This is a genomic window from Cohnella lubricantis (assembly GCF_014212015.1).
GTDB classification, from domain to species: Bacteria; Bacillota; Bacilli; order Paenibacillales; family Paenibacillaceae; genus Cohnella; species Cohnella lubricantis.
The window spans coordinates 1-14,031 of sequence record NZ_JACJVN010000053.1 but is presented as its reverse complement, the minus strand read 5'-3'; the positions used below and the strand labels follow the sequence as shown (position 1 = coordinate 14,031).

The 14,031-nt window shown below is 57.9% G+C and carries 16 protein-coding genes and 1 pseudogene; 7 read left to right on the top strand and 10 right to left on the bottom strand.

Features of this window, described 5'->3' with window-relative positions; all coding sequences use genetic code 11:
* Positions 1-301: 301 nt before the first annotated feature.
* Positions 302-982, bottom strand: coding sequence for an SCO family protein (locus H4Q31_RS13260; RefSeq protein ID WP_185179543.1), 681 nt, complete (start codon positions 980-982; stop codon positions 302-304).
* Between the two features lie 6 nt (positions 983-988).
* Entirely contained in the window at positions 989-1,846 is an 858-nt protein-coding gene (gene cyoE / locus H4Q31_RS13255) for a heme o synthase (RefSeq protein WP_185179542.1), read from the bottom strand.
* A gap of 290 nt (positions 1,847-2,136) precedes the next feature.
* Between cyoE and gerQ the strand changes: the two genes are divergently transcribed.
* The gene (gerQ, locus tag H4Q31_RS13250) at positions 2,137-2,559 is read left to right on the top strand and encodes a spore coat protein GerQ (protein ID WP_185179594.1); all 423 of its coding nucleotides are present in this window, start codon (positions 2,137-2,139) and stop codon (positions 2,557-2,559) included.
* Here the strand turns inward: gerQ and H4Q31_RS13245 are convergent.
* A complete protein-coding gene (locus H4Q31_RS13245) occupies positions 2,552-2,827 on the bottom strand; it encodes a hypothetical protein (protein ID WP_185179541.1) in 276 nt (91 codons plus the stop codon). The two genes, gerQ and H4Q31_RS13245, sit on opposite strands and share 8 nt — an antisense overlap.
* Before the next feature lie 88 nt (positions 2,828-2,915).
* Between H4Q31_RS13245 and H4Q31_RS13240 the strand changes: the two genes are divergently transcribed.
* Entirely contained in the window at positions 2,916-3,899 is a 984-nt protein-coding gene (locus H4Q31_RS13240; RefSeq protein ID WP_185179540.1) for a metal-dependent hydrolase, read from the top strand.
* Positions 3,900-4,001: 102 nt separating this feature from the next.
* On the opposite strand, the gene H4Q31_RS13235 is transcribed toward H4Q31_RS13240, so the two are convergent.
* On the bottom strand, positions 4,002-4,235 hold the full coding sequence (locus H4Q31_RS13235) for an alpha/beta-type small acid-soluble spore protein (RefSeq protein ID WP_185179539.1): 234 nt from the start codon (positions 4,233-4,235) through the stop codon (positions 4,002-4,004).
* A 95-nt stretch (positions 4,236-4,330) separates the two neighbouring features.
* Here H4Q31_RS13235 and H4Q31_RS13230 point away from each other — a divergent pair, with 95 nt between their 5' ends.
* On the top strand, positions 4,331-4,513 hold the full coding sequence (locus H4Q31_RS13230; protein ID WP_185179538.1) for a DUF5325 family protein: 183 nt from the start codon (positions 4,331-4,333) through the stop codon (positions 4,511-4,513).
* Here H4Q31_RS13230 and trpS read toward each other — a convergent pair.
* Positions 4,510-5,508: a tryptophan--tRNA ligase gene (gene trpS, locus H4Q31_RS13225; protein ID WP_185179537.1), complete on the bottom strand. Its 999-nt coding sequence runs from the start codon at positions 5,506-5,508 to the stop codon at positions 4,510-4,512. The genes H4Q31_RS13230 and trpS overlap by 4 nt on opposite strands.
* 389 nt (positions 5,509-5,897) lie before the next feature.
* Here trpS and H4Q31_RS13220 point away from each other — a divergent pair, with 389 nt between their 5' ends.
* The gene (locus H4Q31_RS13220; protein ID WP_185179536.1) at positions 5,898-6,983 is read left to right on the top strand and encodes a permease; all 1,086 of its coding nucleotides are present in this window, start codon (positions 5,898-5,900) and stop codon (positions 6,981-6,983) included.
* Positions 6,984-7,154: 171 nt separating this feature from the next.
* On the opposite strand, the gene H4Q31_RS13215 is transcribed toward H4Q31_RS13220, so the two are convergent.
* Both H4Q31_RS13215 and H4Q31_RS13210 read right to left on the bottom strand, forming a co-directional pair.
* Positions 7,155-7,559, bottom strand: a complete 405-nt coding sequence (locus H4Q31_RS13215) for an O-methyltransferase (RefSeq protein ID WP_245347325.1) — start codon at positions 7,557-7,559, stop codon at positions 7,155-7,157.
* 283 nt (positions 7,560-7,842) lie between these two features.
* The gene (locus H4Q31_RS13210) at positions 7,843-9,633 is read right to left on the bottom strand and encodes a M3 family oligoendopeptidase (protein ID WP_185179534.1); all 1,791 of its coding nucleotides are present in this window, start codon (positions 9,631-9,633) and stop codon (positions 7,843-7,845) included.
* A 111-nt stretch (positions 9,634-9,744) separates the two neighbouring features.
* On the opposite strand from H4Q31_RS13210, the gene H4Q31_RS13205 reads away from it, so the two are divergent.
* Entirely contained in the window at positions 9,745-9,987 is a 243-nt protein-coding gene (locus H4Q31_RS13205) for a hypothetical protein (protein WP_185179533.1), read from the top strand.
* 51 nt (positions 9,988-10,038) lie between these two features.
* On the opposite strand, the gene H4Q31_RS13200 is transcribed toward H4Q31_RS13205, so the two are convergent.
* Both H4Q31_RS13200 and H4Q31_RS13195 read right to left on the bottom strand, forming a co-directional pair.
* Positions 10,039-10,737, bottom strand: a complete 699-nt coding sequence (locus H4Q31_RS13200; protein WP_185179532.1) for a DUF2225 domain-containing protein — start codon at positions 10,735-10,737, stop codon at positions 10,039-10,041.
* Positions 10,738-10,792: 55 nt separating this feature from the next.
* Positions 10,793-11,182 carry a globin domain-containing protein gene (locus H4Q31_RS13195; RefSeq protein WP_185179531.1) on the bottom strand — a complete coding sequence of 130 codons (390 nt, stop codon included), beginning with the start codon at positions 11,180-11,182 and terminating at the stop codon, positions 10,793-10,795.
* Between the two features lie 421 nt (positions 11,183-11,603).
* On the opposite strand from H4Q31_RS13195, the gene H4Q31_RS13190 reads away from it, so the two are divergent.
* Together H4Q31_RS13190 and H4Q31_RS13185 are read left to right on the top strand one after the other, a co-directional pair.
* Positions 11,604-12,752, top strand: a complete 1,149-nt coding sequence (locus tag H4Q31_RS13190; protein WP_245347324.1) for a nucleoside recognition domain-containing protein — start codon at positions 11,604-11,606, stop codon at positions 12,750-12,752.
* Positions 12,753-12,904: 152 nt separating this feature from the next.
* Entirely contained in the window at positions 12,905-13,732 is an 828-nt protein-coding gene (locus H4Q31_RS13185; RefSeq protein ID WP_185179530.1) for an NAD kinase, read from the top strand.
* Between the two features lie 66 nt (positions 13,733-13,798).
* Here the strand turns inward: H4Q31_RS13185 and H4Q31_RS13180 are convergent.
* Positions 13,799-14,031, bottom strand: a pseudogene (locus H4Q31_RS13180) (hypothetical protein); the annotation flags it as partial.

Below are 14,031 nucleotides of genomic sequence, written 5' to 3'. Positions count from 1 at the left end.
AACGTATCGTGTTAAATCAATCTAACATATAAGAAAGACTGCCGAGACTTACTCGACAGTCTGAGCGGAACGTAGTTCCGTTATTGGTTAGCTGAAGTTCGATCTCCGAGCAATAACGGAACGTCATTCCGTTATTTCCGCGTTTCAAGATGGTTACTCGAATGGCATGTCGCGAATAACGGAACCGCGTCCCTCTATCCCGTCTACGAGCAGTTTTTGCGGCGAGATTACGGAACCAGCTTCCGCTAACGCTTGAATTCGCATGAGCTGCCCTCTTCGCGGATTAGCGTCGGCACATTCTCTACAGCAGGCTGTTGATCTCCGCCACAAGCCCGTCGGCGTCGTATTCTCCAGCTTCGCCGTTCGAAGCCGGCGAGATGAACTCGCGCATTCTGCCCTTCTTGTCCACGAGCACGATCAAGTTCGAATGCCCGAAGTTGCCTTCCTCATCCTTGGTGACCATCAGTTGATACTTGTAAGCCAGGTCAGCCGTCTCCTTCTCATCGCCGCGCAGGAACTTCCAGCCGCTGAAGTCGGCGTTGAACTTGCCCGCGAACGTCTTCAGCGCTTCAGGCGTATCGCGCACCGGGTCGATCGTGATCGAGAAGATCTCGACCTTGTCGCCGAATTTGCCCTCCGCCTTCAGTTTGTCCTGCACCTGAGACAGCATGTAGGTCGTCGGCGGGCATACGTCCGGACAGTTGGAGAAGAAGAAGTACACGAGCCGCACTTTGCCTTCCGCATCGCTGAACGTCACCGGATTGCCGTCAATATCGTTATACGTAAAGTCGGCTGCCGCGCCTAGATCCGGCAGCTTCTCGCTCTTCGGCATCGAATTCCAGATCAAGAATCCCGCGAGAATGACGCAGAGCGCGAGCAGCGTCATCGGGAAGCCGTAGCGCTTCATGAACGGCTTCTTCGCCGCTCCAGTTGAAGAGACTGGCGCGCCTCCTACAGTACGTTCTTCATCTTGCATAGACATGGTCGATTACACTCCATTCGTATCGAGGATCATGGCAATGAACATAACCAGCAAATAATTGACCGAGAACAGAAAGTCCGTCCTCGCCCACTTCTCCGTATTCCGCGCGCGGAAGCCGGACAACGCATGAATGACCCAGCAGCCCAGAATGACGATGGACAGGATCAGGAACACCACGCCGACATAGCCTTCCGTATACAGCAGAATGGAGGAGATCAGCAGCAGCACAATGTACGGGATCATCTGAATCTTCGTCCGGAGCACGCCTTTGACGACTGGAAGCACCGGATAACCGGCAGCGCGATACTCCTCCACCTTCCGGATCGCGAGCGACCAGAAGTGCGGCGGCTGCCATAGGAACAGCAGCGCGAACAGAATCCATGCGCCTGCATCCACTTCATTCGAGACCGAGCAATAGCCGATGACGGGCGGCATAGCCCCGGAGATGCCTCCAACAGATGTGCTCCATGTGGAATTGCGCTTCAGCCACAACGTATAAATGACGACATAAACGAAAAATCCAAGCAAGCCTAGCCATCCGCACAGCGGGTTAACCATGATGAACAAATCGGCGAGACCCAGTACGCCGAGCGCGATCGCATATCCGAGCACAAAAGAAGGCCGAAGCCGGCCTTGGGGCAGCGCTCTATTCTGCGTGCGCGCCATCTTGGTATCGAAGTCGCGATCGAAATAGTTGTTGAATACGCAAGCCGATGCCATCGTCAGCGTCGAGCCGATCAGCATCCAGATCAGCACGGACCATTCGATCTGCCATCTTGAAGCGACCCAGAAACCGCCGAACGCCGCGAACAAATTCAAGCGAATGATGCCCGGCTTGGTAAGGGCCACGAGGTCTTTAATCACGATGTTCCTCCTTAAATATGTACCAAACCGCAAGGTTGTCATGACTAATGATACCCTATCTGTTTGGCTATTGACAACGTTCGCGCCGCGTGTTCATCATTTCGCCATCGCAGTCACCAATTCCGGGCGGCCGCAATAGACTGTATTGCGACAATCGCCCAGCACCGTTAGCGCAGCGCCGGGCTCCCCAAGTTTATTAAGGCGCAAGCCATATTCTAAGGAGGTATAACCCCTTGTACAACAAAACGCCTTGGCCGCAAGCTCCAGCCGTTCCAGTACCCTACGGCGGAATGCCGACTGGAGGCACTGCATCGATGGCTCCAATGGCGGCGGGAGCAATGTTCCCTATGTCCGCCCAGCCTTCTGTTCCCGGTGTCACTCCTCCCGCCGTGACCAGCGGCTCGGTCGTCACGCCAACCGGTATGACGCTCCCGGCGCCGCCAAGAGAAGAGTCGTACGTGGAGAACATTCTGCGGATGAATCTCGGCAAGGTTGGCACGTTCTACATGACGTATGAGAACAATTCGGAATGGAACGCCAAAATTTTCAAAGGCGTCGTGGAAGCTGCCGGCCGCGACCATATCGTGCTCAGCGATCCGACGACGGGGAAGAGATTCCTGCTCTTGACCTTGAACCTCGATTATGTCACCTTCGACGAGCCTCTTAACTACACGCTTCCATTCGGCTCCGCAGGCGGGCTGCCGACTAGATAACCGGACGGAACGTCCAGATTCGCAAGCCTTCCGGACCTCCCTTGACCCACTGCTCCATCTCTCGCCAAGAGCGCCCTTCGCGGCGTTCTTTTTGCATGCGGTCGGCTTCCTCTTCGTCCTTGGCCCTTCGCAGCTCCACGAAGACACCTGGCTGCGCGGTATTCTCAGCCAGCTCCGCATCCATCCAACGCTCAGGATTGCGCTTAACCCACGCTACGTACTCTTCGCGGCAGTCTGCGGCAATCACATACTCACAGAACAGAATCATCCAGGTACTCCTCCTCGATTGACATAAATTAGTCCCCCCCGGACCATACTTACCCCATCTAATGTAAAATACGAAAGGAGCTATCGGCATGGATTCAGGTACTCATCTGATGTTCGGCCTTGGGTTGGGAGGCCTCGCGTTAGCCGATCCGGCAATCGCTACTCATCCCGACGGCCCCGTCGCCATCCTGATCGGAACCATTCTAGGCTCGCAGGCTCCGGATGCGGACATGCTGCTGCGATTCAAGAGCAATGCCGATTATATCAGAAACCATCGCGGATGGTCCCATTCCATCCCCGCCCAGATTGGATGGGCAGCGCTCATCACGCTTGCCGTGTCGCTTCTCTTCCGCGGAGTCCCATGGGGACATCTCGCGGCATGGATTCTGCTGGCTGTCGTCCTGCACGTGACGACGGATCTGTTCAACTCCTACGGCACTCAAGGCTTCCGGCCGTTCACCAAGAAGTGGATCGCCTTCAGCTCCATTCACGTGTTCGACCCTGCCATCTTCGCTTCCCACGCGCTTGCCGTTCTGCTATGGCTGAGCGGACTGGCCGATCCGAGAGCCATCTTCCCGGTTCTGTACGCGTTCGTCGTTCTGTATATCGCTTGGAGAACATGGGTTCACCGCAGACTCCTGTCGCAGCTCCCCAAGAAGGACCCGGATTGGCGCGAAGGGGATCGCTACAAGCTGCTGTCCACGTTGTCGATGTTCCGCTGGAACGTCGTCAAGCTCTCCCAAGACAATCGCTACAGCATCGGCGAATGGGAGAACAGCACGCTGCGATGGGTTGACCGCACGAGATGCGACGACCATCCGGCCATCGAGGCCTCGAAGAGCAGCAAAGATGTGCAAGCGCTGCTCAACCTGACTCCCTGCCCCTGCGGCCATGTGAGGATCTACAGCTGGGGATATGAGGTGCGTTGGGAGGATATCCGTTACCGCTACCGCCGCCAATACCCCTTCGTCGCCGTTGTGCTGATGGATGCCAATTATGTGCCGCTTCAGTCTTATGTCGGCTGGCTGAGCGACGATCGGCTGGAGAAGCGGCTTCGGATGAATACCTATTAATAGCAGGGTACACTTCATTGTGCGCAGCCGGAGGTTGAGATATGATAATAAGCAAAAAGCCCGAGGAATTCCTCGGGCTTTAGGCCGGGGACGCTTCGTCCCTTAGCGACCGCTGCCGGACAGTTGCTGCTCAGCGATACGAACCAGGTTCTTGGTGATATAGCCGCCAAGCGAACCTGCATCGCGGGAAGTCACGTTGCCGTAGTAACCGTCTTGCGGAATTTGGACGCCAAGGGACTGAGCGGCTTCCATCTTCATGTTTTCCAGAGCGCCTTTGGATTCCTTGACGAGCACCCGGTTGCGGGAAGACGAAGAGTTGTTCTGGTTTGCTGGCATTCCTGTTTGCTCCTTTCGCCTTGCTGAGTAGTTTGCAAGCTTGCTTTCCTAGTATGCAAAGGCGAAAGAAAAATATGCTCAAGGAGCTCAACAATATGAACAAGCCGCTTGGATTATTGTTTGCCGTTACTTCAATTATTTGGATGACGCTCTGCGCGATCTCGCTCAACTACAACGGATGGGCTGCCGCGATCTTCTTCGTGCTGTGCATCGCGAACATCGGCCTCGGCTTCACCGTCAAAGCGCGTATCCGGCGCAAGAACCAGAACCAAGCCTAGTTCCGGGGCGACAGGAAGCCCATCGTCTCTTTGACTTGGCGTATCGTCTTCTCGGCGATGGAGGCAGCCTTCTCCGCTCCGTCTCGCAGAATGTCATGGATCGCGCCCGACGAGCGGATCTCAGCATACTTCTTCTGCATAGGTTCGAGCATGGCGACCACCTGCTCGGCCAAGTCCTTCTTGAACGCTCCATAGCCTTGGCCCTCATAGCGGGCTTGAACCTCATCCAGCGTAATCCCCGCGCAGCTCGCGTAGATTGTCATCAGATTGCTGATCTCCGGCTTATTCTGAGGATCGAACACAATTCCCATGCCCGTGTCCGTCTTGGCGCGGGCAATCTTCTTGCGAATGACGTCCGGCTCATCCAGCATGGCGATGTAGCTTCCCGCGAGCGGACTGCTCTTGCTCATCTTGTTGGAAGCATCGTCAAGCGACATAATCCGGGCGCCAGACTTCGGAATGAACGGCTCCGGCACCCGGAACGTCTCGCCGTACCGATGGTTGAAGCGGCCTGCCAAGTCGCGCGTCAGCTCCAAATGCTGCTTCTGGTCGTCGCCTACCGGCACCAGATGGGCTTGATACAGCAGAATGTCGGCCGCCATGAGCGGCGGATAGACGAACAAGCCCGCGCCAACCGCATCCTTGCCCGCGGATTTGTCCTTGAACTGCGTCATGCGCTCCAGCTCGCCCATGTACGACAGCGTCGTCATCAGCCAGCCGAGTTCAGCATGCTGATGCACATGCGATTGCACGAAGATTGCCGCCTTCGCCGGATCGATGCCTACCGCCGCGTACAGCGCCGCGACCATCTCGGTCTGCTCCCGAAGATCCGCCGGATCCTGCGGCACGGTGACGGCATGCAAGTCCGCAATCATGTAGTAGCTGTCGTATTCATCCTGCAGCTCTACGAAGTTCTTCATCGCTCCGATGTAATTGCCGATCGTCAGCCGCCCGCTGGATTGAATGCCCGACAATACGCGAAGTTTCTCGCTCATGTGTGAACCCACCTTTATCCCAATGTTCGGTAAAAAAACAAAAAGACCCCTTCGCCAAGGGACGAAGAGGTCGTGGTGCCACCCTTATTCGCCTCGCCGGCGCGAACGCCGGAGAAGCCTTGAGTTCCGTAACGGGGAACGGACGGGAACGATTGAGACCGCTCCAGGCTCCAAGCCTCCACTTCCGCACATCGGGCTGTACCGGTTCGCACCTGCCACCGGCTCTCTGCAAGCAATTCCCGAAGACGTACTATAGCTCTTCATCGCCATGTTCATTATTGACATTCATTATACTCTTCAAACCCCGCATGTCAACTTGGGACGGGTTCTCACGGACGATGGTCAAGCATACGCTTAGAGAAGTTCCGGTGAAAAGGAAGTGACCCTCGTTGACGATCGTCAGGCTCCGGGTGACGACGGCGGCTGTCGGCGTTGTCTTCGCCTTTATTCTGTGGCGCGCGCATCAGGAATGGATGCTGCCCTTCCTCCGCACATTCGCGGATATTATGCTAGATGCGCTTCCTTATCTGGCGCTCGGCTCCATCGTCTCCGCTTTGATCGAGAAATACATGTCTGATCGGCTTATCGAACGCTTCGCTCCGCGCCGCAAGCTGTACGGCGTCTTCTTCGGAAGCTTGCTGGGGCTGGCTCTTCCGCTATGCGAGTGCGGCATGATCCCCATCGTCCGCAGACTTCTGCGCAAAGGCTTGCCCGCCTATATCGGCATCGTCTATATGGCGGCAGGACCGATCCTTAATCCAATCGTCATCGTCTCGACGCTCGTCGCCTTCCGGGACGATCCCCGTCTTGCCTATGCCCGGTTCGGGCTGGCCTTCCTGGTAACAGTCGCGCTCGGGTTAATGCTGACTATCCTGCTCACTCGCAGCCCGCTTCGGGAGCCGAAGGGCGGCGGAACGGCCGGAATTGGGCCGTTTGACGCTCATGGATACCATGGGCACGGGCATTCGCATGGACATCATCATCATCATGAGCATGGACATAGTCACGATCACGGCCACAGCCACGGGCACCATCACCGCCACGCTTCGTCCCGCGGAGGCTGGCGCGGCTGGCTGACCGGCGTTCCGCAGCATGCCGCGGAGGATATGTTGGACATGAGCAAATATCTGCTCATCGGAGCGCTCATCACTGCAGCCGTACAGAACGTCGTCAGCCAGGACACGTTCGCCGCTGTCGCAGGCAACGACTTGATTTCCCACCTGTTCATGATGGCCTTCGCTTTCCTTCTGTCCTTGTGTTCCACTGCCGACGCCTTCGTCGCCGTCTCGTTCGATCACTTATTTCCGCCCGGAGCGCTTCTGTCCTTCCTTGTCTTCGGACCCATGATGGACTTGAAAGGAGCGCTCATGATGCTGTCCACGTTCCGAACCAAATTCGTCATCTACTTCGGGCTCCTGACCGCTTGGCTCGTGCTGATCGGCTCCCACATCTTCGAACGGATGGGCTGGATCTGAGCGGCGCCAGCGATGGAATTAGTCCCAGTTCAACCTAACTCCTCATTCGGTTCGAATGCTCCTCCTGCATAATACATATGCGCACTTAGTCGCTTGTCTGCAACAAAGCCGGCACCGCAGAAGCGGCAGCCGGCTTTGTTCTGTTCTCTATTATGTTCTGCTCCGTCCCGTTCAGTTGGCTTCGCGCCGGTCTCGGCGCTTCGGAGACAACCGGAACATCAGATTCGCCATGTTGTAATTCGATTCGAATTGAACGCTTAAATTCACTTTGCCTTGCTTTAACAAGAAGTCATAAGTAATCTCGCCGTGCGTCCAGCTCTTCTTATGTACGAGTGCCTCAACCGCCATCCGCCGCAGCTTCTCAACTTGTTCAGCCGAAAGCCCTCCCGCCGAAGAAGAGTTGTCCGATTCCCGCTCCTCGCATTCCAACGGCAGATGGCGAATGCCAAACTTGCCCACCGCATCGTTGCGAATTTGGAAAACGATCGTTCCCGCAAACATTCCCTTTAATTCTTCTGCCATCTCTTGGAGCGCTGCATCGACTTGCCTGGCCAATGGTACCATGTCCCAGCTCATCATTCTCCTCCTCAGGTCTCATTTAAGGGATAACTTGGAAATATTATGGAACTTGAGAACTATTATATGACTATAATTAGAATTTTTCAATCTTTTTGTCTTATTTTGTCACATCATATAAATAAAGAAAATGATGTCATAAAGAACATGCTGTAAAAACGCCAATACGCCGCTCTCACTCGAACAGTGAGAAGCGGCGCATTAAGCGAAATGAATTCGGTTGCGGAGGCGAATGCGTACCTGCAGTTCCTAACACGTCCGCGGCCGGTTACGGCGCGGTTGCTTAGCGTGAAGCAGCAAGCTGCTCGAATTGGCCGATGTCGGATACGGCGCGCTTAACGGCCGCCTGCCAGAAGTCCGGACGCCGCAGATCGACGCCCAAATGCCGGGACGCCAGCTCTTCGACGGTCATCAGGCCGGTATCTCGAAGCAGCGCGTCGTACTTGCCGGCGAACGACTTCCCTTCGGCCGCCGCGACAGCGCCGATGCCGGTGCTGAACAGATAGCCGAACGTGTACGGGAAGTTGTAGAACGGCACGTCGGTGATATAGAAGTGCAGCTTCGACGCCCAGAAGTGCGGGTGCCAGGAGCCGAGCGCATCCCCGAACGCTTCGCGCTGGGCGGCGACCATTAGCTCGTTCAGCTCGCCTACGTCCAGCATGCCTTCGCCGCGGCGCTCATAGAAGCGCGTCTCGAACAGGAAGCGCGCGCGGATGTTCATCAAGAATGCGACGGCGCTCTGCAGACGCTCGTCAAGCAGCGACAGCTTCGCCGCATCGCTGCCAGCCCGCCGCAGCAGCTCGTCGCTGACGAGCGCTTCCGCGAAGGTGGACGCCGTCTCCGCGACGTTCATCGCATAATCCTGCGCGAACGGCTGCAGGCCGGAGACGAGCGAGGAATGGTAAGCATGCCCCAGCTCGTGCGCCAGCGTCGAGACGTTGTCGGCCGTTCCGGAGTAGGTCATGAAGATACGAGTCTCCCGGTTCAGCGGGAAGTCGGTGCAGAAGCCGCCCGGACGTTTGCCAGCGCGGTCTTCGGCTTCGATCCAGCTGCCTTGGAACGCGCGCTTCGCAAGCGCGGCCAGGTTAGGCGAGAACTCATTGAACGCGCCTTCGATCATCGTCGCGGCTTCGTCGAATGGGATCGTCGACGCATCGGCCGCCACCGGCGCAGATACATCGTGCCAGCCAAGCTTATCCTTGCCCAGAAGGCGCGCCTTCGCCGCGAAATATCGCTTCAGAGCGTCCATTCCGCCTGCTGCCGAATCCCACATCGCGTCGAGCGTCTCACGGCTCATGCGGTTGATCTTCAGCGGCTCGCGGAGCACATCCTCCCATCCGCGGCGGCCATAGAGCTTCAGCCGGAAGCCGGCCATCCGATTCAACGTGTCAGCCGCCAGATCGGCTTGACCGCCCCAGGCTTCCTCCCACTTCGCGCCCATCTCGTCGCGAACTTCCTGCTTCGGATTGTTCAGCTTGTTGAACGCTTGCCCGGCGGACAGCGTCACGGACTTGCCGTCCTCTTCCCACGGAATGGCGATCCGTCCGACGATCGTCTGGTAATGCTCGCCCCAGCCATGATAGCCGTCAATCGCAAGCTCTGACGCGAGCGCTTCGAGCTCCGGCGGCAGCTTATCGCGAATCGCTTCGCGGCGTTCGCTGAGCGGGAACGCAATGCCGGCACGATCGGCCGAAGCTGCCCACGACTTGAACCGCTCATCCGGAACCGCCGCCAGCTTCACATCGAACAGATCGGAAGCCTGCTGGAGCTGAGCCGCAGCCGACTGCACCTTATCTGTCCATGAGACCGCATGCTTGTCGTGCATATCCTGTGCGGTCAAGCAGCCCGTGAACGAGCCGGCTTGCACGATACGAGCACGCGCTTCCTGCAGCGCAGCCGTCCACTTGTTCAGCGATTGCTCGTCCGGTTCCCCCTCGCCGCTAAGCTTCAGTTCGCCGAGAAGCTCGGCAATCAACCGTTCCGTCTGCGCCATGAAGCCGGCGAAAGCCTGCGAATCGGAGCCTCCTGCGAAGATTGCTTCCAAATCCCATTGTTGCGACAATTGCTCTGCCATGACGGTCCTCATCCTCTCTTCAACTAATCTGAATTAAATGCTACAACATTGCGTTACCGGGAACAACTGTTGTATCGTAAGATGAGCTTTGCGAACGGAGGCGTTCCCGCTATGATCCCATTCCAGAACAGTTTGCCTTACGATATTCAGATGAACGAAGTCTACGCGCTGGAGTGTCCCTTCTGCGGCAACTCCCACGTCCGGCTGCCGATGAAGCCCGAAGAGATCAACGATCTCCGCGGCGGGTTGCGCAAACGCCCCGTCGTCTTCCCGTGCTGCCACACGCGGGTGCAGTTCGTGGATGCGGACGGCGACTACCTGATGTCGGACAAGCCGCTTAGACGGCGCTCCTGAATTCGAAGGCTCCCATGTAACTGATCATAATCTAACGAGGAACGGCGCCTATCAAGCGCCGTTCGTCATCTCCTCCGGCAATTCCGCTCCGGCGGCGGTCAGATCCTCCCGGATCTGTGTCCACTGCTCCCGCGACGCGCGAATCATGGCCGCATCGGTAATGCTCTTATCGTGAATAACGCGCGTGAACCAGCGGACCGCTTCATGATAGTTCCCGGTTCTGCGGTGCAGCTCGCCGATCAAGTACAGCAGCCGAGCATTCTTATCCGCATCTCTCTCCGTCTGATAAGCTTGTATGTAAGAATCCAGTGCGAACTGCAGAAACTTTAATTCCATTCCTTCATTGCCTTGATATCGGTATAACCAAGCGATATGGTGCAGCAAGCTTGCGATCAGCCGATCGTTCTCCTCTACGGCTTGAGCTGACAACAGGGCCAGCTTGTAGCACGCCAAAGCCTCTTCCAACGTGCGCTCTCCGCCGTAATCGCGCGCAGACCACATTTTCCCAATCTGATCTAAGTACGCTTGCTTCTGCTTGTCGGTCAGGCGATCGCTTGAGTTCTCAGTCGAAGCATAACCGCAGGATGGACATACCCGAACGACATAGAAGTCGGGATTGGCCACGCCGAAGTAAGAGCAGAAGTCCGTATCTGTTCGAGTGGCCCGCTTCAAGCTCGGACGAACCCGGGAAGTCGAGAATTCGAAGCCGCAGCATAAGCAAGTTATTTGGATTTGAAATAACGGATCCATTCCGAGTCCTCCCATGGCAGTCTCTTCAAAATAAAGGATTGCCCTATCGTCATTGTCAGCTGTTCATGAAATGAAAGGCCGGGCCGGACAACCGATCCAGCATAATGGCTTGCAGTTCTTCAGAGAGCTCCGTCTCGGCAAGGGCTCGTCTCATGCAGTCCAGCCATGCCTCGGCCCTCTCCTGCGTAATCGGAAATCTCATATGCCGGGCGCGCATCATTGGATGTCCGTGCGCATCGGAATACAAGCTCGGTCCTCCGAAGAATTGCGTCAGGAACTGCACCTGCTTCTCCATCACCGGGCGAATGTCTTCCGGGAACAACGGCGCCAGAAGCGGATGCTCCTGCACTTTCGGATAGAAGCGCTCCACCAAGTCGCGAATCGCGGACGCTCCTCCTGCAGCTTCGTATATCGTGTTGAAATTCAATTGACGCAGCCTCCTCATCAGACGGCCTCAAGAACGCCATGGACCGCCGTCGGTTTGACGCTAATTCATTATAGCACAACCGGAACTTCAGACGGCGAAGAGGTTGGCCAGCCTAGTGTCGGAAAAAGCAAAAAAGGCCCCGAAGGGCCTCAAGTATGAGTAGGTTCGAATCAGCAAAGACGCGGGTCTACCAATCTTCCTCGGTTCCTGCCAACGATTCACGGATCACAAAGACGAAAGCGCATACGAGAAAACCTGCCACGACCGCCGCCATCTTCATCCCTCGCTTTATGGGCTTATTCCCTTTGATTGTATCACAACATACAAGGCGCGCGCACCACAATTGTAACCGATTGCAAAAAAAGCCCCGGCAAGAACGAAGCGGACGGCTCATATATTGGACAAGAGAGGCTTCAATCGAGAAATGGAGTGTGACCGCATGCGCACGCCCGCAGCACCCATCCGCCCGAATCGGCTCTCCCGGCTGAACGGCTGGCTAGCCGCTCTAACGATTGGCACGGCGATCGCCTTGATCGGCGGGCTGGCCCTTGCCATGCCGGAAGTCGCGCTGGATGCATCCCTTAAAGGGTTGGCTGTCTGGTGGGAAGTGCTCTTTCCCGCCTTGTTCCCCTTCTTCGTCTTATCGGAGCTGCTGCTTGGCTTCGGCATCGTTCACTTGACCGGCAGGCTGCTCGATCCGCTCATGCGGCCGCTGTTCCGCATTCCCGGCGCAGGCGGCTTCGTCGTCGCGATGGGCTTCGCGTCCGGTTATCCGGTCGGCGCGAGGCTGACTTCGCGCCTCATGGAGAGCAAGCTGCTGAATCGCGGCGAAGGCGAGCGGCTGGTCGCCATGACGACATCTTCTGACCCGATCTTCTTGATCGGGGCTGTCTGCATCGGCTTCTTCGGCCGGGCAGACATCGTGCCGGTGCTGATCGCCGCCCATTACGGCGGCGCCATGCTGCTCGGCATGCTGCTTAGATGGACCGGGCGCGGGGAGCAAATGACCGGCGCAGATTCAAGCGGTTCGCCGGCTGCCGGCCGGCGCCGTCCCGGCGGCCGCATCCGCGAAGCGTTCGCCGCCATGTATGAGGCGAGGCAAGCGGACGGCCGAACGTTCGCGACGATGCTGCAGGATTCGCTGAAGTCCTCGCTGCAGCTGATGATCGTCGTCGGCGGGCTGGTCGTCTTCTTCTCGGCGACGCTGGAGCTGCTCATCCATAGCGGGCTGCTCGGCGGGCTTCGCCATCTGTTCACGCTAGCGCTTCATGCCGCCGGCGCTTCCCCTCATCTGAGCGATGCGCTCGTCAGCGGCACATTCGAAGTGACGCTTGGCTCCCGGGGCGCCGCTGAAGCCGGCGCGGGCGCAGCGGCGGCTTCGGGTGCGCTTCCGCCGCTGATCGACCGCGTCGCCGCTGCCGCCTTCGTGCTGTCGTGGGGCGGCCTGTCCGTGCACGCGCAGGTGGCGGGATTAATGAGCCGCACGAGCTGGCGCTACGGTCCGTTCCTGCGGGCGCGGCTCCTTCACGCCGGGATGGCGGTGCTGCTAGTCTACCTGCTGTGGCCGCTGCTGTACTCCGCTTCCTGAACGTGCCAGTGGCCGCGGCGGCATTCGGGCATTGTTTTCGCCGGGCGGGTTGGGGTATGATTTGAAGTGACAATTCGTGAACAGGCCGAATGCCGCACAGTCTCCTAGCTGGAGAGCTGCCGGCAGGCTACGGCTACGGAAGGAGCAGCAACTTGAAGTACGCATTGCTGGACCGGGGAGACCGGTTATCCCGCGAGCTGGCGGAGCAATTCCATACGATGGCGAAGGAGCGCGGATTAACGCGGGATGATCAAGCTCCCGATATCGTGCTGTCCATCGGCGGCGACGGCACGCTTCTGCAAGCCTTCCATCGTTACCGGGATCACGTCGACTCCTTGGCGTTCGTCGGCGTCCATACCGGCCACTTAGGGTTCTACGCCGACTGGCAGAAGGACGAGCTCCCCGAGCTGGTCGAGCTGATGGCCAAGATGGAGCCCACGACGGTCAGCTATCCGCTTCTGCGCGTGGAGATTATTACCGACAGCGGCACGAACGTATATCTGGCGCTGAACGAATTCACCTTGAAGAGCGTGGAAGGGACGCTTGTCGCCCAACTCAACATCAACGACGAACCGTTCGAGATGTTCCGGGGCGACGGCATCGTCGTATCCACGCCGACGGGCAGCACCGGCTACAATAAGAGCGTGAACGGCTCGATCATTCATCCGTCGCTAGAAGCGCTGCAGATCGCCGAGATCGCCTCGATCAACAACCGCGTCTATCGGACGCTGGGCTCGTCGATCATTCTGCCGAAGCACCACCACTGCGACATCGTGACCGCTCCCGAAGAGCCGCTGGCGATTGGCATCGACCATCTCGTCATGCAGTTCGACGAGGTTCGCTCGATCATCTGCACCGTCGCCGACGAGAAGGTCCGATTCGCCCGGTATCGGCCATTCCCGTTCTGGAACCGCGTGCGGGAGGCGTTCATCGGCTTCGACCAGAACGATTCGAGCGCCTCGTGGAAGCGGAAGAAGTAAGCGGAACGACAAACAGCGGCTCAGAGGATCATTCCTCTTGCGCCGCTGTTTGTTTTTGTCAATCTATTAAGTCCGTTCCGCTCCACCGCTGGATCCGGAGCCGGATTGCCCGTTATCCGGACGGCGCCCGTTCTCGGGCCGCGGTCCGCCTTCGGGCCGCGGCCGGTTCGGCTTGCCGTGGAACCCGCCGCGGCGCCGGTTCTTGCCGCCCCAGCGGCTTCCGCCTGGGCCGCCGCTGCCATTGCCGCTGCCGCCGGCATGCCGCTGCGCGCCATCGCCTTGCGGCGCTGCAGCGCCGC